This window comes from Streptomyces sp. NPDC085946 (assembly GCF_044540485.1).
In the GTDB taxonomy this organism is placed as follows: domain Bacteria; phylum Actinomycetota; class Actinomycetes; order Streptomycetales; family Streptomycetaceae; genus Streptomyces.
The window spans coordinates 1-23520 of record NZ_JBITSF010000049.1 but is presented as its reverse complement, the minus strand read 5'-3'; the positions used below and the strand labels follow the sequence as shown (position 1 = coordinate 23520).

21 protein-coding genes and 2 pseudogenes are annotated in these 23520 nt (G+C 68.3%); 10 read left to right on the top strand and 13 right to left on the bottom strand.

Annotated elements, in window-relative coordinates; genetic code table 11:
• Window positions 1-5 precede the first annotated feature (5 nt).
• Window positions 6-485 carry an ATP-binding protein gene (locus ACIF8T_RS39615; RefSeq protein ID WP_400042234.1) on the bottom strand — a complete coding sequence of 160 codons (480 nt, stop codon included), beginning with the start codon at window positions 483-485 and terminating at the stop codon, window positions 6-8.
• Between the two features lie 221 nt (window positions 486-706).
• Between ACIF8T_RS39615 and ACIF8T_RS39610 the strand changes: the two genes are divergently transcribed.
• Window positions 707-1024, top strand: a complete 318-nt coding sequence (locus ACIF8T_RS39610; RefSeq protein ID WP_400042233.1) for an STAS domain-containing protein — start codon at window positions 707-709, stop codon at window positions 1022-1024.
• Window positions 1025-1275: 251 nt separating this feature from the next.
• Here the strand turns inward: ACIF8T_RS39610 and ACIF8T_RS39605 are convergent, their stop codons facing one another.
• Window positions 1276-1641 carry an STAS domain-containing protein gene (locus ACIF8T_RS39605; protein ID WP_400042231.1) on the bottom strand — a complete coding sequence of 122 codons (366 nt, stop codon included), beginning with the start codon at window positions 1639-1641 and terminating at the stop codon, window positions 1276-1278.
• A gap of 147 nt (window positions 1642-1788) precedes the next feature.
• Here ACIF8T_RS39605 and ACIF8T_RS39600 point away from each other — a divergent pair.
• A pseudogene (locus ACIF8T_RS39600) lies at window positions 1789-3998 on the top strand (Helicase associated domain protein); the annotation flags it as partial.
• Window positions 3999-4989: 991 nt separating this feature from the next.
• Here the strand turns inward: ACIF8T_RS39600 and ACIF8T_RS39595 are convergent.
• Both ACIF8T_RS39595 and ACIF8T_RS39590 read right to left on the bottom strand, forming a co-directional pair.
• Window positions 4990-5406, bottom strand: a complete 417-nt coding sequence (locus ACIF8T_RS39595; protein WP_400042229.1) for a hypothetical protein — start codon at window positions 5404-5406, stop codon at window positions 4990-4992.
• Window positions 5407-5529: 123 nt separating this feature from the next.
• A complete protein-coding gene (locus tag ACIF8T_RS39590; protein WP_400042227.1) occupies window positions 5530-6021 on the bottom strand; it encodes an excalibur calcium-binding domain-containing protein in 492 nt (163 codons plus the stop codon).
• A 570-nt stretch (window positions 6022-6591) separates the two neighbouring features.
• Between ACIF8T_RS39590 and ACIF8T_RS39585 the strand changes: the two genes are divergently transcribed.
• From ACIF8T_RS39585 to ACIF8T_RS39575, 3 genes are all read left to right on the top strand, one after another.
• Window positions 6592-7131: a winged helix-turn-helix domain-containing protein gene (locus ACIF8T_RS39585; RefSeq protein ID WP_400042225.1), complete on the top strand. Its 540-nt coding sequence runs from the start codon at window positions 6592-6594 to the stop codon at window positions 7129-7131.
• Window positions 7041-7649, top strand: coding sequence for a transposase (locus ACIF8T_RS39580; protein ID WP_400042223.1), 609 nt, complete (start codon window positions 7041-7043; stop codon window positions 7647-7649). The genes ACIF8T_RS39585 and ACIF8T_RS39580 overlap by 91 nt, the downstream gene beginning before the upstream one ends.
• A gap of 63 nt (window positions 7650-7712) precedes the next feature.
• Window positions 7713-8075 carry a hypothetical protein gene (locus tag ACIF8T_RS39575; RefSeq protein WP_400042222.1) on the top strand — a complete coding sequence of 121 codons (363 nt, stop codon included), beginning with the start codon at window positions 7713-7715 and terminating at the stop codon, window positions 8073-8075.
• Window positions 8076-8177: 102 nt separating this feature from the next.
• Here the strand turns inward: ACIF8T_RS39575 and ACIF8T_RS39570 are convergent, their stop codons facing one another.
• The 5 genes and pseudogenes from ACIF8T_RS39570 to ACIF8T_RS39550 all read right to left on the bottom strand — a co-directional run bounded on the left by ACIF8T_RS39570 (window position 8178) and on the right by ACIF8T_RS39550 (window position 11764).
• Window positions 8178-9023 carry an IS5 family transposase gene (locus ACIF8T_RS39570; protein WP_400042220.1) on the bottom strand — a complete coding sequence of 282 codons (846 nt, stop codon included), beginning with the start codon at window positions 9021-9023 and terminating at the stop codon, window positions 8178-8180.
• A 203-nt stretch (window positions 9024-9226) separates the two neighbouring features.
• Window positions 9227-9343: pseudogene (locus ACIF8T_RS39565) on the bottom strand (nucleotidyltransferase domain-containing protein); the annotation flags it as partial.
• 687 nt (window positions 9344-10030) lie between these two features.
• Complete coding sequence (locus tag ACIF8T_RS39560; RefSeq protein ID WP_400042218.1) at window positions 10031-10810, bottom strand: hypothetical protein; 780 nt, start codon at window positions 10808-10810, stop codon at window positions 10031-10033.
• A 588-nt stretch (window positions 10811-11398) separates the two neighbouring features.
• The gene (locus ACIF8T_RS39555; protein ID WP_400042216.1) at window positions 11399-11545 is read right to left on the bottom strand and encodes a hypothetical protein; all 147 of its coding nucleotides are present in this window, start codon (window positions 11543-11545) and stop codon (window positions 11399-11401) included.
• Window positions 11546-11632: 87 nt separating this feature from the next.
• Window positions 11633-11764, bottom strand: a complete 132-nt coding sequence (locus ACIF8T_RS39550; protein WP_400042214.1) for a hypothetical protein — start codon at window positions 11762-11764, stop codon at window positions 11633-11635.
• Between the two features lie 191 nt (window positions 11765-11955).
• Between ACIF8T_RS39550 and ACIF8T_RS39545 the strand changes: the two genes are divergently transcribed.
• Entirely contained in the window at window positions 11956-12393 is a 438-nt protein-coding gene (locus ACIF8T_RS39545; RefSeq protein ID WP_400042212.1) for a hypothetical protein, read from the top strand.
• Between the two features lie 451 nt (window positions 12394-12844).
• Here the strand turns inward: ACIF8T_RS39545 and ACIF8T_RS39540 are convergent, their stop codons facing one another.
• Together ACIF8T_RS39540 and ACIF8T_RS39535 are read right to left on the bottom strand one after the other, a co-directional pair.
• Entirely contained in the window at window positions 12845-14968 is a 2124-nt protein-coding gene (locus ACIF8T_RS39540) for a pentapeptide repeat-containing protein (RefSeq protein WP_400042211.1), read from the bottom strand.
• Window positions 14969-15025: 57 nt separating this feature from the next.
• Complete coding sequence (locus tag ACIF8T_RS39535; protein WP_400042210.1) at window positions 15026-15349, bottom strand: hypothetical protein; 324 nt, start codon at window positions 15347-15349, stop codon at window positions 15026-15028.
• 124 nt (window positions 15350-15473) lie between these two features.
• Here ACIF8T_RS39535 and ACIF8T_RS39530 point away from each other — a divergent pair, with 124 nt between their 5' ends.
• Together ACIF8T_RS39530 and ACIF8T_RS39525 are read left to right on the top strand one after the other, a co-directional pair.
• Entirely contained in the window at window positions 15474-15671 is a 198-nt protein-coding gene (locus ACIF8T_RS39530) for a hypothetical protein (protein ID WP_400042208.1), read from the top strand.
• 294 nt (window positions 15672-15965) lie between these two features.
• Entirely contained in the window at window positions 15966-17069 is a 1104-nt protein-coding gene (locus ACIF8T_RS39525; protein WP_400042207.1) for a pentapeptide repeat-containing protein, read from the top strand.
• 1328 nt (window positions 17070-18397) lie between these two features.
• Here ACIF8T_RS39525 and ACIF8T_RS39520 read toward each other — a convergent pair.
• Complete coding sequence (locus ACIF8T_RS39520; RefSeq protein ID WP_400041626.1) at window positions 18398-19078, bottom strand: class I SAM-dependent methyltransferase; 681 nt, start codon at window positions 19076-19078, stop codon at window positions 18398-18400.
• A 349-nt stretch (window positions 19079-19427) separates the two neighbouring features.
• Here ACIF8T_RS39520 and tap point away from each other — a divergent pair, with 349 nt between their 5' ends.
• Complete coding sequence (gene tap / locus ACIF8T_RS39515) at window positions 19428-21713, top strand: telomere-associated protein Tap (protein ID WP_400042205.1); 2286 nt, start codon at window positions 19428-19430, stop codon at window positions 21711-21713.
• 15 nt (window positions 21714-21728) lie between these two features.
• A complete protein-coding gene (tpg, locus tag ACIF8T_RS39510) occupies window positions 21729-22286 on the top strand; it encodes a telomere-protecting terminal protein Tpg (protein ID WP_400042203.1) in 558 nt (185 codons plus the stop codon).
• Between the two features lie 442 nt (window positions 22287-22728).
• Here the strand turns inward: tpg and ACIF8T_RS39505 are convergent, their stop codons facing one another.
• Complete coding sequence (locus tag ACIF8T_RS39505) at window positions 22729-23106, bottom strand: hypothetical protein (protein WP_400042201.1); 378 nt, start codon at window positions 23104-23106, stop codon at window positions 22729-22731.
• Window positions 23107-23520 lie beyond the last annotated feature (414 nt).

Genomic DNA, 23520 nt, shown 5'->3' with positions numbered 1-23520 from the left:
CCGCGTCACAGGGGCCGGTGTCCGGCGACGGCGCCGCCGGGGTCGTCCAAGAGGGCGATGCGGGCGGTGATGCGCTTGCCGACCGGCTCCCGCTGGACCTCGAACCCCTGCGCGACGGCCATCACGATCTCCAGGCCGTGCTGGCCGACCCGGCCCGCGTCCGCCGCCCGGGCGATGGGCAGTACCGGGTCGGAGTCCCACACCGCCACCTCCACCAGGTCGCCGGCGATCCGCAGGTCCAGCAGCACCGGGCCGGGCGCGTACTTGCGGGCATTGGTGACCAGCTCACTGACCACCAGCTGCGTCACATCCAGAGCCCGCTGCGAGACCGGCAGACCGTGCTCGGCCTGCACCCGGGTGAGGAAACCGGCCGCCAGGCGACGGGCGCGGGCGATGTCGGTGCCGTCGCCGTCCAGCGCCACCGTGGTCTGCATGGTCCGCTCGTACGGCGCGGTACCGTCCTCTCCCAGAGGAACTGGTTCCATTTCGGCCGCCTTCGCTGCCCCGTTCACACCCCCGCGCGCACTCGCAACCCCGCGGTGCACGCTCCACGTCCTCGTGCCGGCTCCCCCCGACACAAGGACATCACCCGTACCGTGCCGGGCAGCACTTCGGGCGAAGGTCTTGATGTGCAAGTATCGCCCATATGGCTGAGGGGCGAATACCAGACACCGAACAAGCCGAACAATCTTTCGGACTGTCGGTCGTGGCCACCGCCACAGGCGGCATCCGAGTACTGACCGTGGCCGGGGAGATCGACCACCACACCGGTGATCGCCTCCGGCAGGCCCTGGACGTCACCGACACCACCCGGCCCCGCATCGTGATCGACATGCGCCGGGTCGCCTTCATGGACTCCAGCGGCATCAACATCCTCATCGCCGCCCACCAGAACATCACCGCAGCCGGCGGCTGGCTGCGTCTGGCCGGACCGACGCCTGCCGTGCGACGCGTCCTGCAACTCGTCGGCATCAACCAGCTCCTCGACTGCCGCGACACCCTCCACCACGCCCTCAAACCCTGACCGCCCGCACCCCGCTACCGGCCATCCCAGACGCCGGGCCCGCCCGGTGGTCAAGCGCGCAGCCCTTGGCCTGCTCGCAATCCAGACACAGCGCACCGCCGGCCGCAGCCGCCCGGCCCGCCCTGTCCCCTTTCCCTTTTCTTACAGTCCCGGCCTGACCGAGGCCGCCATCGCGGAGTCCGCTTCACCCGGGCCTGGTTGAACGATCTTTCCGGGAGGCGCTCTCAGGGTGGGGCGCGTGGGGTTTGCGGTCAGGCGGCCAGAGCGTGGTGGAGGGTGGGGTAGCAGGGGATGATGGTGTCCAGGCCGACGATCCGGATGACGTGCAGGACGGATGCGGCGGGGCCGGCCAGGCGCAGCCAGCCGCCTGATTGGTGGGCGGCGTGGTGGGCGGTGATGAGGGCGTTGATGGCGCTGGAGTCGATGAAGGTGACGGCGCTGAGGTTGATTACGGTGCGGGCTGTGGCCGCGCCGTGGGGGAAGAGCAGGGTGCGGGCGAGGTGATCGCTGTTGTGGTGGTCGATGTCGCCGTGCAGGGTGACCACGCTGATGTCCTCGGTGGCCGTGGTCTGCCCAGAGGGCAGCGGACGGTGTAATGCCCCGTGATGGGCTGGCATGAGAGCCTTCGGTGAACGGTCGGAGACGAGGGGCCGGCACCCTGTTCGGGTATGACCGGTTGACGGGCTCTTGTCGAGGATAAGCATGATCTGCCCCCGGCGTCTGCCATACGCCGATGAGACTGACGGGCACCTGCACGGCTAAGGCCGCTGGAGGCTGCTCTGGCGGGCGGGGAGCGGCTCTACGGCAGCGGATGGCGGGCTTCGACCTCGCGATCGTGGATGAGGCACACGGGACCGCTGGTGATCTTGGTCAGCCGTGGGCGGCGATCCACGACAACCAGCAGATCCGGCGGACTTCCGGCTCTACCTGACCGCGACTCCGCGCATCCTGACCGCCCCCCGGCCGCAGAAGAGTACGGCCGGCCGGGAGCTGGAGCTGGGGCATCGATGGGCCAGGACTCCGAGACGTACGGGCCGTGGCTGGCCGAACTGGGGCTGTCGGAAGCGATCGAGCGCGGGGCCTCGCCGGGTTCGAGATCGACGTCCTGGAGATCCGCGGCCCCTCCCCCGTCCTCGGGGAGCCGGACGAGGCGCGGCGGGGCCGGCGCCTGGCCCTGCTGCAGACCGCGCTCCTGGAACACGCAGCCACGCACAACCTCCGCCACCGTGATGACGTTCCACCAGCGGGTAGAGAAGGCCGCCGCGTTCGCGGAGAAGCTGCCTCAGACCGCTGCCGAGCTGTACGTGAACGATGTCTCCGACGCCGACCTGGCGGCCGCGGAGGAGCTGCCGGCGTCGTCGATCGATGCGGAGTTCTACGAGCTGGAGGCCGGGCGTCATGTCCCGCCGCAGCGGGTGTGACCGGCGTGGCTGTGCGGCGACCACCTCGTGTCCGAACGCCGCGAAGTGCTGCGCCAGTTCGCGAACGGGGTCGATACTGCGGTCCGGCGGGTGCACCGGGCGTTCCTCGCCAGCTGCCGCGTGCTCGGGAAGGCGTCGACATCACCGGCGAGCGGGGCGTGGAAGCCGTCTGCTTCGCCGACACCCGCGGATCCCAGGTGGAGAACGTGCAGAACATCGGCCGCGCGCTGCGGCCCCACCGCGACGGCAGCACCAAGATCGCCCGCATCATCGTGCCCGTCTTTCTGGAACCCGGCGAAGATCCGACCGACATGGTGGCCTCCGCCAGCTACCGCCCCTTCGTAGCTGTCCTCCAAGGCCTGCGCTCCCACGACGAGCGCCTCGTGAAGCAGCTCGCCTCCCGCGCCCACACCAGCGGACAGCGCAAGATCCACATCCGACGCGACGAGGACGGCCGGATCATCGGGGCCGGCGGCGAGGCCGACGGCGAGGACCAGGAGCACGACGACGGCACCGACGCCGGTGCCGAGTCCACGCTGCTGCACTTCTCCACACCACGCGACCCAGCGACCATCGCGGCTTTCCTGCGCACCCGGGTCTACCGACCCGAATCCCTGGTCTGGCTCGAGGGCTACAAGGCGCTGCTGCGCTGGCGCAAGGAGAACGAAATCACCGGCCTCTACGCCGTTCCCTACGACATCGAGGTCGAAGTCGGGGCGACCAAGGCGTTTCCGCTGGGCAGGTGGGTGCACCAGTAACGCAAGACACTGCGCGCCGGCGAACTCGATCCCCACCGCAAGGAGCTGCTGGACGCGCCGGAGGCCGGGATGGTCTGGGAGCCGGGCGAAGAGGCGTGGGAGGCCAAGCTCGCCGCGTTCCGCGCCTACCGGCGCGCCACCGGACACCTCGCCCCGCGGCAGGACGCAGTGTGGGACGACCCGGCCGGCGACGGCCCCGTGCCGGTCGGGCAACACATCGCCAACCTTCGTCGGAAAGGCGGCCTGGGCAAAGACCCGGAGCGGGCCCGGGTGCGCGCGCAGCAGTTGGCGGCGATCGACCCGGACTGGAACTGCCCCTGGCCCCTGGACTGGCAACGCCACTACCGCCACCTCGCCGATCTCGCCGCCGACGAGACCGGCGGCATGCTGCCCTACATCGCACCCGGCGTGCTGATGGACGGCGACGACATCGGACGCTGGCTCCAACGACAGAAACAACCCGCCACCTGGAAGCTGCTGTCACCCGAGCAGCAGAATCGGCTGACCCTGCTGGGCATGAAGCCCACCGAGGCCCCGTCCGCGGCGCCAGCGGCGAGGCCGGGCAAGGCGCAGCAGGCCTTCCAACGCGGACTGGCGGCCCCCGCGCAGTGGGTGGAGCGGGAAGGCCAACGGCCTGTCCCGCGCGGCCACAGCGAACAGGTCACCCTCGACGGCGATGCAGAGCCGGTCGTCGTGAAGCTGGGCGTATGGATTTCGAACCTTCGCACGAGGCGGGACAAGCTCACCCAAGAGCAACTCGAGGCGCTGCGGAAGCTGGGCGTGAAGTGGGCGTGAGCGGGACAGTCGACTTGGACACGCGCGAACCCACTCGTGAGCTGCAGTGGGCACCCCATGCCCGGGTCGAGAAGGCCAACGGCCCACCTCCTGGAAGGAGTCGTGTGCACCCTGGTGAGTCCACTATCCCCGGCGAAAGTGCCGCGAATTTCAGGGTTTATACGCCCATTGCAAGAGACGTGCAAAGCGCCCCGACTTTCGAGTCTTCCCCATCACCACGTCTACCTCGTTCGTAAAGTAGTTGATCACAGGGTTCGAGTGGCGAAAGAACTGATCTCTCTCTTAGTCTGGGATCCCGCCGGCAACCCATTCGTATCTGATGCCGATCGGGCCAATGTAGGCAGCCATGACACAGGAGGTGAACCTCGTCATGTCGCGGGACATCCAGGGCACGACTGGGCTGATCGACATTCCGCACCCATAGGCTTTACTGACGGAGTCGGTGGAAATGATCGCCATGTGACCATCGACCATCTCTTCTGCACCGTCCATGAAATCGCGCAGCGACTGTGGGACAGGGAAACGGTCCCTGACCATCCGACACCCGAAGTGCTTGGCATGATATCGAGCCAGGTCCAGTGACTTCTGCCGCCACTCAGATCCGTACAGTGACCCCAGGTCGAGTCCCGGCATGATCCTCAGCAGGTGCGTCTCGACGTACTGCGCGTACGTGTCATAGGCGGTGTCGAAAGGCTTAGAAATTTCGTTGTTGCACGGCGCACACATCGACTTGGGAACTTGACCACACCATAGCGGTCCCGCTTGAGGCCACCATTCCCCCGTATTTCGCGTCGTTGTTTCCCATTTCCCCAGACCAGCACCTCGCCATCGCCCATCAGGCGCGCCAGGCTGGTTCGTTTAAACTTGTGTTCTCCGGTAGTGGCCGGTCGGCTCTCGCACCACCAGCACATCGTACTCTCCGGGGCCAGGAGGTGGGTGTAACTTGCCGGGTCGGCGAATTCGACTCCCTCGAAGTCAGGGTTGAAACTCCTCACGTGTGCTCTCCGTTCCCGGTGCTCTTCACCTGTCCGTGCCACAACCGAACCCGGGCAGCCGTATGCTGCCCGGTCCCGTGAAAGGGGACCTCGAACTCGATACCGAGGCGGCGCAGAACGGCCTTGAGACACCGTATGACCGCTCCCGTCTCCGAGTTGTCCATCAATCCGTCGTGCTCCGGGTGCTGAGGCAAGTCGTCGATCAGCAGGTCGATGAGAGCGTGCGCAGCCTCTTCGTCACCACTGGCGGACGGGGCGGTGCGAAGTTCGTTGATGGCCTCGCGATTCAGCCTCGTGCATGAGTAGTGGTCACGCTGGACGGTTTCAAAGAAGAGTTCCTGCGGCACCCTGTCCCCCTCAGCCCTCGTCGTCCGGCAGAACCCGAACGCCGGAATGATGATCTCGCAGGCCACTGACATCGAGTAGGAACTTTTGAAGGCCTTGCGTTGCGGTGGCAGGCACAGATTGACGGCACCTGCAGCAGGTCCGTCTCTAGCGCCCCCCAGGCCTCCCCCATCCTGGCGGGCGCTGTCGTGTCAGTTGTCGCAGCCGGTGCCGTCGCCGTCGCGGTCGAGGTGGCTGCCGTAGCCGGGTTCGCCGCGGTGGACGGGTGCGGCTCCGGCGGCTCGGGCAGCGTCGCAGTTGCGGTAATAGACGCCTCCGCCCCCGCTGCTGCTGTCGTCGTCGTTGCTGTACCCGCCGCTGCCGGAGCCGCTGCCCGAGCCGCTGTCGGGTGCGGCTGTGACGGTCTTCGTCACCTTCACCTCAACCGTCTTGGTGACCGTGGGGGTCGGCTTCGGCTTGGCGGTGGGGCTCGCCGTCACCGTCGCGGTAGCGGTCGCGGTGACTGTCACGGACGGGGCCGCCTTGGCCTCGGCACGCTTCGCATCGTCCTTCGGCGGTTCGCTGCTGGCGCCGGCTCCAATACCGATGAAGAAGGCAAGGCCGAGCGCGGGCAGAACGTACCGCTTACGGTCCCACTTCGGAGCGGGGCGTCCTGCGGCTGGTGGCGTGTACGGGTTGGCCATGATGTCCCCCAGAGTGTTCGGTGGACCGCTGACGGTAGCCGCTACGGGTGGGACGCCTGGGTGATTCTGCAGGAGCAGTCACCGAACCGTGACGATCACAGCGCCCCTGCCTGCCCGCTCCGCTTCATGGGCAGGTGGCCGCACCACCAGCGCGCGAACGGCGCCCGCCCGGCATACACCTGAGCTGTGGCTCTCACTCCACCACTACAGCCGATGCTCGCTGAAGCCTGACCCGCCCTGCCGCGGGAGGCGGCCCTGCCCGGCGGCCTGGTGTTCGAGCAGAAGCCCGACGGATTCCGGACGCTCCTCTTCGCCGGCCTTAGCCGGGCTCACCTGCAATCCCGCAACGGCGCCGACCTCACAGGCGCATTCCCGGAGATCGCCCTTCTGCCCAGCTTGCCGGATCAGTACCGATAGTCTGACAACAGGCCCGCGTCCTCACCCCTGACCAGCGTCTTGCCGTGCACAGACAGCAGGATCCATCCTGCTCTATGTCGACTACTGAACTTGATTGAGTGATGTCGGTGCCGTTCGCCTGACAGCTGCCGTCGGCACCGATAGCCGTTGGGTGTGAGGTATGCACAGGGCGGCGGGCTGACCGACGCCGAGAGGACCACGCGGGAGCGGTTACGGCTCCAGGCCGTGGAACGTTTCGACGGCGGGCAGAAGAACGCGGAGATTGCCGCTGCCCTGCGGATCAGCTCGCGGTCGGTCGAGCGGTGGCGCCGGGCCTGGCGCGAGGGCGGCGAGGCGGGAGTCCTGTCGAAGGGGTCGCCGGGAAGACCTCGACTCAGTGAAGCCCAGATTGCCAGGCTGGAGCAGGAGTTGGAGCGTGGTCCACTGGCTCACGGCTGGACGGACCAGCGGTGGACTTTGGCACGGATCAAGACGCTGATCGGCCGGCTCTTCCACGTCTCCTACACGGTCGAGGGCACCTGGCGGCTGCTGAGGCGCCACGGCTGGAGCTGGCAGCAGCCCACCAGGCGCGCGATCGAGCGCGATGACGACGTGGTGGAGGTGTGGAAGAAGGAGACCTGGCCGCGGGTAAGGGCACCGCGGCGGAGCGCGGGGCCTGGATCGTCTTCGAGGACGAGGCCGGGCAGTCGATGACTCCGCCGCGCGCCAGGCCCTGGGGCCGGATCGGCCAGACCCCGGTCGTGAGGGTGAGGGGCAGGGGCTCGGGGCGCGTGTCGATGGCGGGTATGGCCTGCTACAAGCCGGGCCGGCGGTCCCGGCTGATCTACGCGATCCGCGAGTACCGGGGCCGCAAGGACGAGCCGAAGGGCTTCGGCTGGCGCGACTTCCGCGACCTGATTGTCCGCGCTCGCATCCAGCTCGGCGGACCGATCGTGCTGGTCTGGGACAACGTCCGCCTGCACCTGACGGCCGGCATGCGCGAGTTCATCGACGCGAACGCCGAGTGGCTCACTGTGTTTCAGCTGCCCACCTATGCCCCGGACCTCAATCCGACCGAGGGCGTCTGGTCGCTGGTCAAGCGTGACATCGGCAACCTTGCTGCGGCCAACCTCGGCCAGATCACCCGCGCCGTGAAGCGCAAACTGAAGATGCTGCAGTACCGGCCGGAGGCCATCGACGGCTGCCTCGCCGGCACCGACCTGGACCTGTGAGGTCGGGTCGCCGGACCCGAAATTGGTCGAAGCCCAAAGCTGCTGGTCAGCTACGGTGGCGGCATGACTGACAACCTGCCCGAGGACGTAGCCGACGTGCTTAACCTCGTCCTGAACCCGGACGAGCCCATTCACGTCGCCCTCCGACGGCAGGTGCCCCAACTGAGGGTGCAATCCCGCTGCAAGTGCGGGTGCGGCACTGCCTACTTCGACCTTGACGCCGACGCGGTGGAGCCCGCGCCAACGGGCCCCGGGACCGTCGTGGCCGCCGACGTACAGCTGTTCACCGAAACCGGCGAGTGCCCTGGCGAGGTCCTGGTCTTCGCGCAAGGCGGCTACCTCTCATGGCTGGAGGTCTGCTCTTGGAGCGATGACGTTGAGGTGAATCTCGCCGCGGCGCGACGCTGGCTACAGCCATCGTTCTGAACCCGATCCGGTAACAGCCAGCGGTCTCGGACCCTGACGCCGCCACCACGAGTCGACCGACATCACGAGCTCAAGTTCAGTAGAGGGCGTCTGAAAAGCCTGTCAGCGGGCTGGTCTTGCGAGGCGGCGCACCAGAAGCATGGCCATGGCGAGGTAGATGGCGTTCTCCGAGCAGACCCGCAGGTACTCGTAGTCCTTCGACAGGCGGCGGCACCGTCCCAGCCAGGCGAACGTCCGCTCCACCACCCAACGACGCGGGACCACCGCGAACTGGGGCACTGTCGGCGGCGGTGTCCCCACCCGGGCCCAGGTCGAACGGAGACCACCGTCACGGCGCTGCACGATCTCCACGGTGATACCGGTGGCCTCCAGAGCCCAGGCGTGGAAGTCGGCACCGCGACAGCCCTGGTCCGCCCATACGTGCCGCAGGCGCGGAAAGGCATCGGCAGCCCGGGCGAACAGCACCACGGCGCCATCGCGGTCACTCACACTGGCCGGGCTCACGCACGTCACCAGGATGGTGCCGCGGGTGTCGACGAGCAGGTGGCGCTTGATGCCGCTGACCTTCTTGCCGCCGTCGTAACCGTGCAGGCCGCCACGTTCACTGGCCCGGACACTCTGGCTGTCCACGACGGCCGCGCTGGGAGTGGGATCCCGGCCGAGCTGCACCCGCTCGCGTTCACGCAGCGCCGTCAGCATCTCTTCCCACACGCCGTCCTTCTGCCAGCGTCGCCAGTAGTGGTAGACCGTCCGCCACGGTGGTAAGTCATGCGGCAGGAGTCTCCAGGCACAGCCGGCCCGCAGCCAGTACGCCAACGCGTTGAGGATCTCCCGTCGCGTGTGCTTCGCCGGTCGCCCACCAGGTTTGACCGCCGGAACCAGCGGACGGAGGATCTCCCACTCCTGATCGGACAGATCCGTCGAGTAACGGGTACGCAGCCCGCACACCCCAGCCCCCGAACACGCGTCACCACCCCGCTACCAGCGGCTTGCCCGCTGACAGGCTTTTCCAGACGCCCTCTACGACCACGGAACTGAAAAGAAATTCCCCCGGTCCGGCCCCGCAGGGCCTGCCTCATCCCCACGTACGAGTCACGCCCGTTGATCAATGCATCCAGCGACTCGCCCAGCCAACGCTTGTCCGTGCCGTGCTCAATGACGACGTCGACATCGTTCGGCTCCAGCGCCCCACGCGCGTACGACCCGAAGACGTACACCTCGTCAACCAGGCCCAGCGGCCAACCACCAACCTCAAGCCGCGTGATCATGTCCGCCAGCAGCCGCGTCGCCCGCTCGCGCTTCACCCGGCCACGCCCTCGGCATACGCGGCACGGAACTCCTGTGCCACCACGAAAACAGAACCCGGGACCGCACGCGGCTTCCCGTCCTGCCACGTCCGCCCGATCACCTCCGCCGCGGCCCTCCCCCCGCTGCAGCTCGTACTCCTCAACCGCGGCGGCGAACTCTGCAGGCACCTCCCGCCGGTCCACCACACCCGCCACAGCAACCTGCGGGAAGGAACCACCAAACGTCTACAGCTTCACCCACCTCAGTGACCGGCCAGCCTTACGCATCGCCGAGCGAATCAGAGCGACCCCGGCCCAGCTCCTCCGCCTCATCAACACCGAGCCGAAGCTCATACGATCCTCCGAACCCGCCACCGCCCGGCGGACACGACCGACGCAACAACGGCACCAGGACAGCAACAAGACGCTCATGAAGCGGATCACCCGCAAACGACGGCATCCACCGAGCGTAGCCAGACACGACACGGCCCCACCCGGCGTTTCGCCACACCCACCCACAGGAGCGACAAGCCCCCCACCCACCGAACGACACCAGCCTTCACCGGCAAAACGACCCCCTGGCACCGGCATCACCCCAACCCAGCACCAGTGAAAACCTATGACGCACACCCAATGCACAACACACGACGCCCATCAGCATGGTGCGAGCTACGGTGCAATCACCAAAAGCGTCGTCAGTGCAATCACGACGGTCATACCTACCCAGAGAACCGCCCAGGCCAATAGTGGGTAGCGAACGACCAAGGCACGGAGAGCGTCAAGCTCACGGACCACCCCTATTGGGAAGCCCCTGTAAGAACGCAGCAAATGGTGCGGCGATGGTGCGATTTCGTCTGCGCGAATAGACGCTTCTCGGATGACTGGGTTTTCGCGCTGGTCATCCCATACCCAGTTGTCTCCTACCCGCCGGCCTTTGTAAAGGCCGCCTCGGCCATCGCGTCGCCAGCGCGTTCCGGCAGCGTCATAAAAAGAGAGTGTGATCTCATGCAGCTTGGGTGGCCCGTCCGGCACGTCCGGCATAAGACCCCCAGGCCTATATGGCGGAAGTTGGAACCGGTGTGTTGAACCTGGGCCGATAGAATGGTCTTTGGTGTCGGGAACCTCCACACCGAGGTAGCTTGCCTCCACATCACTGATGGGTTGATTACTGGGATTGACAATCGTCACTTGTCCTGTCACCCAGCCATCATGCAGCGGAGATTGGGAGGTGCTGATATGAACCTCGATCATCGAAGCTTGGAGACGTTGCTCCTGCAGTTCTAACGCTGCCTCCCGGGCTTCGATACGTGTTTCCCGAGCCTCGATACGTGCTTCCCGGGCCTCGAGAGCTGCCGCCCGAGTCACCTGCTGGCGGTAAGCCATAAAGCTCACCGCCACTGACCCAAGAGCGGTGAGCGAGCCGAGAACAGCGATGAGAGTCTCTAACACAGTCCCACTATGGTGAAGCCAACCCCGTCAAGTCACCTTGGAGGGCCAAACTTTCCAGTGCGCTTGCGGAACTGCCGCTCCTGCATGTAGATGTCGCGTGATGACCTCCTGCCTGGTCGGGTGGACCCATTGCACTGCTCCTGACGTGGCCCCGAGGGCAGCTCCTACTGCCCCCGGGGCCACGTCTCGCCGGGCTCTTACTTGCCTTGAGGTCGCGCTGGGCCTTCACGTGGCGCTCGTAGGCGGCCCTGAGAGCGGCTGCGCGGCGAGTGGCGGCCGGGCAGGGCTCCAGGATGCTGCGGGTGTAGACGGCGGCGGACATGTACGCCTGGCCGTCCAGAGCGGTCTGGATGGAGGCGAGGACGCCCAGGTAGGCGTCGACGTCCATCGGGTGCTTGTCACGGGGGAAGGGCGGGCAGAGGCAGGTGCTGGTGCGCAGGGCGGCGAGGTCGCTGAGCGCCTGGGCGTGTTCGGAAACGGGCTTGCAGCCGGGGTGCCGGGTGATCGGGCGGGGGATGCCGTCGTCGCGGCCGCGGAGGTGGCTCCAGAACCGGCGGCCCTTCCAGCCGCACAGGCGGCACGCATCAGTCAGGGCTGGTCGGCGCCGGGGTAACCCTGCAGCGGCGTCCAGCCGAGCTCTGCGAGCCGGGCCATGGCCTCGGCGGCGCGGACCAGGTTGGCCAGGCTCAGGCGCAGCTGCGGCATGAGGTGGGTGTAAGAGCGGGTGGCGCGCATGCCCTCATGAGACGCGCAGGTCATCGACCAGCTCGCTATTCGTCATCACAGCAGGCTAACCAGCCCCCACCATGCGGCACTCACCGTTCAAAGACCCAGGCTTTGCAGGTGTAGGCGCGCCGCTTCCGGCAGGCCTGCACGAAATTGCTGCACCCCCCATACGGCCACGGTGAGGACGCCGGCCAGTACGGCCCTGCCGGCAAGGAAGGGAGCGGTCATGCCGCCAGCATCTCAGACGATCACCCATCATCCGATGAAACCGCTTAGGTGCTCAGTCCATCGTCTGCCAGAGCGGCGGAGGCCGCGTTCAAAAATCGGACCAGCGGATGGTGCACGCCTAAAAGCGCATCGTCCGCTGCGCGTTCGTGTTCCTCCGTGAAGGTTCCGTCCTCCAGGCGCCGGATGTAGCGGTGGATGTCACCACGCGCGGTGAGCAATGCATCTTCCGCGTCAAGCGCGGCAGCTGTAACGAGGGGTGGACCTTCGACAGTCACGGCCGACTGCAGTTGCTGAAGCTGACCGTGCAGCCGTTCACCGGCCCGTACGTAGGCGCTGTCGGCGTCACGCAGCAGTCTGCCCCGATCCGGCTCCTGCGTATCCGCTGCCGCAGACGCGCACTTGAGCGCCTCCGTGTGCAGAGCGTGCACCTCCTGGAAGCACTGAGCGTACGCAACGTACGCGGAACGCCGCGGCTCGCGCAGCAACCGCGCATGTTCAGCACGAAGCTGCATCCGAGCTTGCCCACGGCCCAGGGACCCAGTCACGAAAGCGGCACCGCCGGTGCCCAGAGCTCCAACGATCGCGCCGAGCAGCGCGGCCAATCCCGCATCCACAACCCGGCAGCTTAGAGCCTTCGAGACACGGTCCTGTGCAGCCCCTAATAACCTTCACCATCGACAACGGCAACCCGCAAGACCCCACCCACGACCGGTTCACCGACAAGCGGTTCGAGAAGGCGCTCAACGTCACCCTCAACTCCGTGATCTTCTGCTCCAGCGGGCAGGACCTCACCATGACCGGCACCTACATCGAGATGGGCTCCCGCCTCCTGGAGCCCGTCCTTTCGAACTCGCCGTCCTCGCCGTACGCGGACGTTTTAAGCGCTGACCACAGCGCCGCAGCACGTGGCCGGGGCCCGACCGCCGCGCCCAACTGCAATGGTCGCGGCAGGACCGTCAGGCTGCGCCCCTCTGTCCGAGTGCTGGCAGGTGGGCCCGCCAAAGGCCCTCAGAGTCTCTTTCTGCACCTCGAACCTGCAGATCGCAGGTCTCGGGATCAGGATTATCCAAGAGGGACCGATCAGCGTTTGACGCGGTTGCGGATGGCGAGGACGGCCAGGCCCAACAGGACTGGTTCGGTCAGGCGGGAGGTCATCTCGATGTAGGTGCCGGCGGTGGTCAGGTCCTGTCCGGAAGAGCGGAAGACCACCGAGTTGAGGGTGACGTTCAGGGCCTTCTCGAAGCGCTCGCCGGTGAACCGATCGCCGGTGGGATTCTGGGGATCGTCCTTGTCGATCTCGAAGGTGACCTTGCCCCCGCCGGCCGGGACGGTGCCGGTCGCGATCTGCTTCGGGGTGTCCTTCGCCAGGCCGAAGGCCATCAGCAGGACGATGGTGAGGAGCATGGCCGCCCCGAGCCAGGCCAGGGCCCGGGAGGCGCGCAGGCCGTAGCCGGACAGCGCCCAGTACGCGGTTAGCAGCCCTCGTTCACTGCGGGGGATGTCGTCGGCGTGGCGGCGCATCTCCATCTCCCCGTAGTAGAAGTCCGCGGCCCCCGGCTCGTGCTTGCCGTCCTCGAACGCCTTGCGTAGCGCCCGGTACACCGGCGCCAGCTGCAACGGCCCCGCCCGCCCGGCGCCGAGGACCGCCACGTTCCAGCCCCGCACTGCCCCCGGTCGGCTGGCGCGCCAATGGTGTTCCTCGGCCAGAACGCGGCGCGTGGTGAACCGCACGGGCCGCCAGCGCCGCCAGTGCACGGCGGGCGGAGCCGTGTCGAAAGCGCAGGCCCCCTCCAGACGGAGTTGGTCCAGGTGCACCGTGCCGACGAACAGACACTCCGACAGGTCGACGTCGGACAGGACCAGATGAGCCGCATCCACTCCGCGTAGAGACGCCAGCCTCACCTCCGGGCCAGGCCCACTCGCAAAAAGATCCTCAATCACCTGCCGACCGTCGGTGAGCATGAACGGATCGGGTTCTGCGGCGATTGTGAGGGGATACTCGAACACGGCATGAGCGAAATCCACCGTGGCGTAGCGCAGACGTACCTCAGCCGTTGACGACCAGCGGGTTCGCCGACATTCCAGACGCCGGGTGGCAAACGAGAGGGTCACCGGGCCGCCAAACACCGCCCCCGACAGTTGGACGCGCCCAGTACACACCGACGGCCCCACACTCACGGCTCTCTCGAAGGTCGCCGACTCGAAGCAGGCGTTGCACTCAAAGATCGCCGACTCGAACCTGGCGACGCCCTTGAAGATCGCCGACACGAACCTGGCGCTGCTCTTAAAGATCGCCGACACGAACCCGGCGTCATCCTCGAAAGTCGCCGACTCGAACCCGGCGCCACCCTCGAAAGTCGCCCACCCGAACCAGGCGCTGTTCTCGAAGGTCACCGAGTTCAACCTGGCGTAGCCCTGGAAGGTCACCGACCCAAACCTGGCACCGCTCTGGAAGGTGGCCGACTCGAACCCAGCACTGCTTTGGAAGATCCCAGACTGAAACACGGCGCTGCTCTGGAAGGTCGCCGAGTCGAACCTGGCCCTGTTCTCGAAGATCGCCGCGTTGAACCATGCGCCCCCCTCAAAGGTCGCCGACCTGAATCCGACGTTCCCCTGGAAGGTCACCGATTCGAAGTTAGCATTGCTCTGGAAGGCCGCCGAGTCGAAGCTAGAAGTGCTCTGGAAGGCCGCAGATGCAAACCCGGCATAGCCCTGGAAGGTCGTCGATTCGAATCCGGCATAACGCTGGAAGGTCGCCGACTCGAAGTTAGCACTGCCCTGAAAGGTCGCCGAGTCGAACTCGGCGCCGCCCTCGAAGGTCGCCGACCTGAACCATGCGCCGCCCTCGAAGATCGCCGACCTAAATCCGGCGTACCCCTTGAAGGTTGCCGATTCGAAGCGGGCGTCGCTCTCGAAGATCGCCGACTCGAACCTGACGACGCCCAATTGGGGGCGGCCGGTTACGGGGTCACGGAGGGCGGCAAGCAAGGCGTCGAGGAGAGATCGGGTGAATGGGGTACCGCGGTGGTTGATGTCTGCGCCGGGTGTCAAGCGTGCAAGGTAGGCACCGCGTTCTGGGTCGCCGAGATGGGCGAGGCACGCGGTGTGGCCGGGGACCTGGATGCCGCGGCAACCAATGTGGTTGGCGGCAAGATCTGCGCCGTGTGCGCAGTGCGGCCAGAGTGGCGGTTCGGATGTGCTCATGGTGCGGCGGCTCCCCAGGTCAGGTGCCCGTATGGACGTCCAAGGGACGGGAACGGTTCAGGCTCGACGACAGGCAGCGTCGGGGATTGGCTCCCATTCTTGCGAACGTGCCGTACGTGCCTGAACAACCCGGAGATATCCGTGGCGTTGGACATGGCGGTGGGTGATCAGGCAGGTGGCGAGGCCGGGGAAGGCTTCGTGGTTGTCGTAGGGCACAGGCTTCTTGGGCAAGAGCGCCTCCGAGACGGTCGTGCGCCCCAGGTCTGCCCGGGCGGCGAGCTGTGTCTGGTTCAGCCGGGCCCGGGCCAGCCCGCTCTCCAGCCTCCTGCGCAGCTCGGCCAGCGCCGAGTCCGGAGTGTGACCGGCTTGTTCGTCGTGCACGCGCTCGCTCCCGCGTGTAGTGAGGTGTCCGCCGGTGTTCATCTTCGTCCCGGCGAACCCCGGCGCACACCGATTCCGCCACCTTCATTCACGTCAACACCCCAACCCCTGACGGGAGTCTGCCGTGAACGCCACCGTTCTTCTCCTCACCACCGCGCTCGTGCTCGTCGTCGCGGTGCTGGCCGCCGCCGGAGCGGGCAAACTCGCCCGCCTGGACGGCGCCACCTACCCCACCACCCTCACCCGCGCCGCCACCGCCTTCACCGCAGTCCTCACCCTCGCCACCGCGGTAGCCGGCACCCTCGCCGCCCTGCTCACCTGACCCGGCCCACCGGCCGCAGACCGCCGCCGGTGGGCTGAGGCCCTGGCTCGTCGCCGATGGAGTCAGCCCGTCCCACCGCTCGGCGGCGGGCAACGACGGGGGAACGCCGTTCAGGTGCGCCCGCAGACCGCCGGGACACAACCTCCAGTCCGATGTGTCCTGGGCTGGCATCCGCGACGCTGCTGCTGGCAGGAACGTGCAGGGGACGGTCCGACTCCGGGCCGTCCCCCGCACGTCATGCCGGTGCCTCGCACCTGCTGCAACCGCTGATCGTGAAGCCGTGTCTCCATCCGCATGACACTCAACCGGCGGCCACGACCGACCTCGGACGATCGCGAGCTGCGGCTGTGGAGGGTCGGGCGGGCCCTGGCCGTCACCTTCGCCGCCGCGGTCCTGGTGGCCGGCGGCGTCTTCTACGGCCTGGTGGAGCTGCTCGATTTCAGGGAGATCGACAGCACTGCCAAGCTCGACGCCAAGACGCTCTTCGACCTGGTGAAACTCTCCTTCGGCGTGGTCGCCGGGGCCGGTGCGCTCGTCGCCCTGGTCGTCGCCTACCGCCGCCAGCGCGTCGACGAGGCCGGCGCCCACCGCGAAGCCACCCGGCTCCACACCGAACGCTTCTCCCAGGCCGTCGACAAACTCGGCTCCGACTCCCCGGCCGTCCGGCTCGGCGGCGTCCACGCCCTGGCCGGCCTCGCCGACGACGCCCCCGACGACAACCTGCGCCAGACCTGTATCGACGTTCTGTGCGCCTACCTACGACTGCCTTTCTCCTCCGACCCCGGCGACCTGCCCGACCCCTTGCCCGACGGCACCTCACCCTCTGAGGAACGGCGCGACGCCCACCAGGCCAATAAGGACCGATATCACGCATTCCGTGAGGTCCGGCATACGATCTTGCGCCTTATCGGAGACCACTACCGCATCCCCGAAGGCACTCACCGCTCCTGGCAGGGCTGCAGCCTCGATCTCACCGGGGTCACCATCGACGGCAGCATGGACTTCACAGGCGCGACGTTCTCCGGCGGCAGCATGGACTTCACACGCGTGACGTTCTCCGGTGGCAGCGTGGGCTTTGCCACCGCGACGTTCTCCGGCGGCAGGGTGAACTTCGGCCGCGCGACGTTCTCCGGCAGCATCGTGGGCTTCGGCGCCGCGACGTTCTCCGGCGGCAGGGTGGCCTTCGACGCCGCGACGTTCTCCGGCGGCATCGTGCACTTCGACCGTGCGACATTCTCCGGCGGCATGGTGAGCTTCAGCGGCGCAACGTTCTCCGGCAGCAGCGTGGGCTTCGAGGCAACGACTGGCCCTGTTCCGGTGGGGCTCCTCGCGGCAGTCGGTACCCCGGTGCCATCCGAGGTCCGCCTGCGCGCCGACTGGTTTCCTTCCGGTCCATAAACACGGGGGCGAAATCGGTCGTCTTCGCCCTCTATGGATCTCTGTTCGTCGTATCCGATAGTTCGCCGACGCCTGGCGGCACGGGTCAAGAAGTTCAAGCGCACGGTGTCCTGATTCCCTCTGACTCTCCTCTCCCGAGGGGAAACGGCGACCCAACGGCGGCCGCCAGCGATGGTTGCCTCTCTGAGGAATTCGGCGTCGACGATCGTCAGTGTCTTGCTGCTGGCGGCCGCGATCCCCACGGCCGCAGCAACAAGTGTCTCCCGGCCTCCCAGGCCCTGCCCGTCGACGACCGGTCCGCCCCGGCCGTCGACGAGCGCGTCGACGCAGTCGCGGATCACGGGGTGCTTCAGCAGATCGGCGTCTAGCATGTGCCTCTCCCCCACTTTTCGGCCCGTGTTGGCTGGAGGTCCGCCAGCATTGCAGGTGGTCGGGCGTACGGGTGCCGGGCAGATCACGTGTCCCGCGGGATGGGACGCAATCGCCGAAGCGGATCCGCTTGGAGGGCCGACAGGGGTCGCAGCGAGGTGCAACTGGTCGGCTTCGTGCGCCGGTCGCCGCGTGCCGACGTCGTCCGCGACTGCACCACCTGCGCCGCAAGGACGGTACCTTCGGTCTCACTCCCCCACTGCTGCCCGGGACGATCGAGGTCTTCGCTCCGCTGTCGCCGACGTGTCTGCTGATCTCCACGCCCCGCGCGCACTACCGCCCGTATCAAGGCCTGACCCGCAAAATCGCAGCCAAGGCCAACGCCGGAGCCGCAGCCTGGTGCCAGGACGCCGTCTACCGGCCGCCGTCCATGCCCTGGTCCACCCACCTGCGGCTCGCCAGCACCCCCCCTGGAGGGGTCCGGCTGCCGCGGCTGTCTGCGGCACCCGCTCAGCAGCCGCACGGCCCCGCACCCACCCATCCCGAGATCCGCCACGGTGAGCTGCGCGCCATCATGGAACAGCTCAGCCATACGCCCACGGATCAGCATCCGGTCTCGGCGACAGACGGCGGCAGGCCTGCCTGACGGCCCCGGTATGGCGTAAGGCGGAGATGACCGTTGCACCCGCAGGTGACCTGTGACAGCGAACCTTGACCGTTTGCCATCGAAGGTTAACCACTGCTCAATTCGTGCCAGCCAAGATTGACCGCCCAGGTCAATGTCGGTGGCTTCGGAGCGGAGCAGTGCGCTGAAGCGGAATTATCGGCACCCGAGCCGGAACGACTGCGCGGTTTCGAAGTAGCGAGAACACCCTTGATCTATGAGAGGCCGCAGCCCGTTTTCGGTGGCTCGGTCATGCAGTCTGCCCAGATGCCGGGCCCGCTGTGAGCGGAGGGACTCAGCGCAGCCGTCGCGCACGCAGCACCAAGTCGTCGGTGTGGTGCGCGCCGGCGCCGCCGTCGGGTGCCACCCGTGGTCGCTGCTCGTTCACCTCCACCTTCCAGTCGTCGGTGAGCAGGGCGGCGACCATCGAGGGCCAGACGTAGTCAGCCGGATCGAAGCCGCTGTCGTGCGCCTGCTGGGTGTCCACCCCCGCGTGGTGTACGAGCAGCAGCACGCCGCCGGGCGCGACGGCCGCGAGCAGCGCTCGCTCGGCTGCGGCGTCGGGGGTGCGCAGCAGGGCTGGATACTGCGCGGAGACCAGGTCGAAGGAGGCCGGCGGGAGCGCCGCTTCCGTCAGCGCGGCGTGTACCCAGCGAACGGCGACGCCTGCGTCCCGCGCATGCCCGGCCGCCCGCTCCAGCGCCACGCCCGAGACCTCGAGCGCGGTCACGTCCCAGCCACCGCGCGCGAGCCAGACGGCGTCCGCGCCCTCGCCGCAGCCGACGTCGAGCACCCGCCCGGGCGTGAGCCCGGCGACCTCGGCCACGAGCGCACCGTTGGGCTGGCCGCTCCACAGCTGTTGTCGGTCGGCGTACCGGTTGTCCCACTCCGCCCGCACCGCGGGGTCTCCGACGTATCCGTCGCCAGGCAAAAATGTGTCAGACGCGGGCGATCCCGCGGTGATGTTGTCGGTCACGGGCCCAACGTCACCCACCGTGGCCCGGTCACGCAACTCCTGTTGCCGCTCCGGCAAAACGGCGTCCCAGGGGCGAGGAACAGCCGGGCATAGTCGCACTGGACGTCATCGAAACAGACCGGCCGCGGCATCCTTGACCTGCGCAGTCAATCTTCGATGGCACAAATCGTCGTCAATCAATCTGCGGTGGCAATCAGGCAAGGTTCGCTGTCACAGGTCAGCAGGGGACAGCCCATGTACCTGAACCCGTACCGCACACGCACATTTCGTACGCGGAAAGTACGCGATAAGTACGCCCTCCGTACGCGATCTGAGCGGTTTGGATAGGATGAGGGACGGAGGTGCCCCCATGTCCGAGTTGTTCGACACGGTCGACGCGCTGATCGCGTCTCGGTCCCCGCTGCCGCCGCCGGCCGAACGCAGGCGGCTGCGCCAGGCTCATGCGCTCACTCTGGATGAAGTGGCCGCCGCTCTGGGCGTGCGCCGGGCGACCGTGGGCGGCTGGGAGTCGGGCAAGACGGAGCCGCGGCCGCCCGAGCGGGAGGCGTACGCGCGCCTGCTCCGGCAGCTCGCACAGCTCTACCCCGTCCCCGACAGCACCGGCGGCCCGCAGGAGGACACCACTGCGGCGCAAGCCTCCGCCGCCGCGGCGCAGGCCGAGCCCAGCGGCGGGGCTCCGGAAGCTGCCGCCCCTGCGGTGGCCGAGGAATCCCCGGCCACTCCCCCAGCGGCCACTCCTCCAGCGGTCACTGCTCCAGCGGTCGCTGCTCCGCAGACCGTCGCCGCACCGACCGCATCGGCCGCCCCGGCGCGGCCCCGCGTCGCCCGGCCGCCGCAGACCTCGCCCCGCCCCGCTGCGACGAAGACCGCCCCCGCGCCAGCGCCTGCGCCCGGCGGGCCGTACGCGCACGGTCCGCTGCTCGTCCTGGACGCCGACACGGAGCGGCAGGTGACCGGCTACGGTGTCGGCGGCCTGATCCTGGACGTGCCCGCCAGGTCGCTGCCCGCGCTGGTGGAGTGGACCCTCACCGAGGCGCGGCTGGGGGCGCAGAGGCTGCACGGCTCGGGCAGGGATGCCGATCCGCTGCTGGTGCTCACCGCGGCGGCGTGCGAGCGCTACGGCCTGCCCGGGCAGCTGTCCGAGGCCGAGCGGCTGGCCTGGCGGCTTCCGGAGGGGCACAAGGTCATCAAGCAGCTCCAGCGTGCCGGCTGGCAGCTCACCAAGCGGGGGCTGGGGCCGTGGGCGCGGATCTACCGCCCCGTCCAGGGCGGCCGCCGGCAGTGCGTGCAGCTGTGCCTGCCCTCCTGGCACGCCCTGGACGACCGCGCCTGGGGCCACGCCGCCCGTCTGGAGCCGGCCGAGCTCGCCCGGGTGCTGGGTGTGTACGCGGCCCGGGTGATGACGCCGGTGGGTTCCACCGCGGTGACCGGGCTGCAGCTGATGACCGCGCTCAATCCGCCGACCCGCGCGAGCGAGCCGGACGCGGACGGCAGGCGGCATCGTGAGCACCGGCCCGGCTCGCTGGGCACCGAGCCGATGGACCCGGCGCCGTGCGAGGCGACCGACGGGCACCCCGTCCTGGCCCACCTGCCGCGCTTCCACGTGCGCGGGCCCGACGAGCGGCTGTTCGAGGAGGCCTACGACTGGGCGCGGGATCTGACCGACGCCGAGTGCCTGCAGCGCTACCTGGTCGGCCTGGATGTGAACCTGGCGTTCGGCGCGGCCGCCAACGGCGCGGTCGTCGGTCTGGCATCGCCGCCCGTGCACGTCACCGATCCGGTCTTCGATCCGGCGGTGCCCGGTTCCTGGCTGGTCGACCTCTCCCACGTGGACCTGTCCCGGGTGAAGGTCGGCAAGCAGTGGCGCGAGCTGGACTGTGATCTGCTGCCCAGTCCGTTCACGCCGAGCGGCCAGCGCCCGACGGGTCCGGCCTGGTACGCCACGCCGACGGTCGCCTACGCCGTCGAGCTCGGCTACGACGTCGCGCCCGCCCAGGCGTGGGTGCGCCGCGAGGCCGGCCGGTTCCTGGACGGCTGGTACAAGCGGCTGCGCGACGCCTACGTCGCCACCATGGCCGACCTCGGCGTCACGGACGAACTCGGCCCGGCCCAGTTCCTTCAGGCGATGGACGGCTGCAAGAGCCGGGACCTGGAGCTGGGCATCGTGGTGGACGCGGTCAAGATGACCGTCAAGGGCGGCATCGGCAAGCTGCAGGAGAAGGCGCGCGGCGGCGGCTGGAAGCCGGGGCAGGCCTGGCCCGCGCTCGCCCGGCCGACCTGGCGCCCCGACATCCGCGCCACCGTGATCTCCCGGGCCCGGATCAACATGCACCGCAAGATGCTCCACCTGGCCGCGGCCACCGGCCGCTACCCGGTCGCGGTCCTGTCCGACTGCGCCGTGTACGCCGCCGACGGGCCCGGCCCGCTGGACGTGCTGCCCTACGGGCCCGACGGCAAGACCGTGCCGGGCAGCTTCCGGATCGGGGTCTCCCCGGGGATGGTCAAGCACGAGGGCACCCAGAGCGTGCTGTGGGGCGCGGACATCCTCGAGCAGCTCAGCGCCGACGGCCATGTCGCCAACCTGGCCCGCTACATCAAGACCGGCGAGGTCACCGCCAAGGACACCGGAGAATAAGGAGCGCTACAGGCGATGGTCACGGTCGCGGAAGAACTCGACAAGGCGGTGCAGGGCGCGTTCACCCGCCCGATCCCGAAGTCCGCCGGGGCGCAGATGCGCTACCTGGTCCGCCAGCACCAGCGCAGCACCCGGCGGGTCGCCGAGCTGCTCGGCATCAGCCAGCGCACCGTCGAGCGGTACGTGAAGGACCAGATCAAACACCCCCGGCCGCAGCTCGCCGAGCGGCTGCAGCGCGAGGTGCGTGCCCGCTGGCAGCCGCAGATCCGCGCCAGGGCGAAGCAGACCGCGGCCACCACCGGCGGCATCATGATCGATGTCCGGGCCCGGTTCGGCTACACCGCCGCCCCCGGCAGCACCGACGACGCCCGGCTGCGCCACCTCACCCTCGCCCTGCCGCCCGACCACGCCGCCCGCCTCTTCCAGGCCCAGGAGGCCGGCCTCACCGAGGACCAGCTCCGCCAGATCGCCGCCCAGGCCCTGGGCGAGGTCTACTTCCGCGACAACGGCCGCCGCGCCCACGGCCTCGAAGTCGAACTCACCGACCTCCTCGACCTTCAGTTCGAGCTGTAGGCAAACCCGCCACACCGACACACCGGGCACCGACGCACCGGGCGGTGAGCGGCAGGGGCTCGGTGGCGAGGTGCGTTGTGCCGTGCCTGATGGTGCTGATGCTGGATGTGGTGGCAGACCGGGTCCCTGCTGGGCGGGCCGAGCACAGGGGCGGTGGAGCGGTCGCCGCGCACCAGGTCGGGTACGAACTCCTGTCCTGCGGCATGAGCGGGGGGGCGAGCCTGACCGGGGGCTGTGCCTGGTGGCCGGGCGCCCTGCGGTCGCCGTAGCCGCGCCTGTCTGGCAGGTGATCGTCGACGCCGGCCGTTGTGCACCGGGCCAGGGCGGGATATGCCCGCCGCTGGCCGCTGCGTGCTGTCTCACCGGTGTCCTCTGCGGTGCGCCTTCTGTTTGCAGGCGTTCGAACAGTACTTGTGAGGGCGCCCGCCTTTGGTGTCAAGGGTCAGCAGCCTGAGTACCGCCGGCTTGCAGCGCCGAGCGCACTGCTCGCACACCGGAACTCGTCCAGCCGCCACTTGCAAACCAGGGTGCGCAGGCCCTCATCGACCAGTTCCCCCTGCCCGGCGTCACTGCGGAGTACTTCCCATCCTGCCGCCGTCGACTGCCTGCACAGCCGGAGGAAACCACCGGTGTAATGGCCGCGCGCCTCGTCCTCGTCGACGCCGCGACGCTTCTCGATCGCACTGCACGAGGCGTCGTACAGCACACGGGCCAGGACAGTGATGGCGTACGGCTCGGGGAGGGACGACACCATCTGCGACAGCCCGGTCGACCGCTCCACCCGGACACGGGGCTTGGCGCATCGGTAGATCCCGGTCATGAACGCCCTCTGTGGGTCAGAGCGCCACCCGCCGGCTCCTCTTGGACCAGAACGACCGTCATTGCTGCCGACTCCGGCTCCGGGGCCGAGGCCTGCGGCTGCGGTAGCGCCGGTAGGGGCGTCGGCTTCCCCCACGGCAGGATCCCGCAGAGGGCGGAAACCACGTGCGCCAGCCCCAGCAGAGCAACCGGGAGCTGGTCCTGGTCGACCCGGCGCAAAACGGCCCAGGAAACGGCTGCAACGAGCAGCAGCATGACCGTAAGCACGGCTGCGCCGCAGATGACCAGCCAGAACGGCACGCCGAACACGGCGCTGGGAGTTAAGAGGTCGTCTCATTTGGGCTCGTAATCTTGAGGTATGACGATTGTGGAGCGGCTGGTCCCGGAGGGGTTGTGGGAGTTGTTCCAGCGGGTG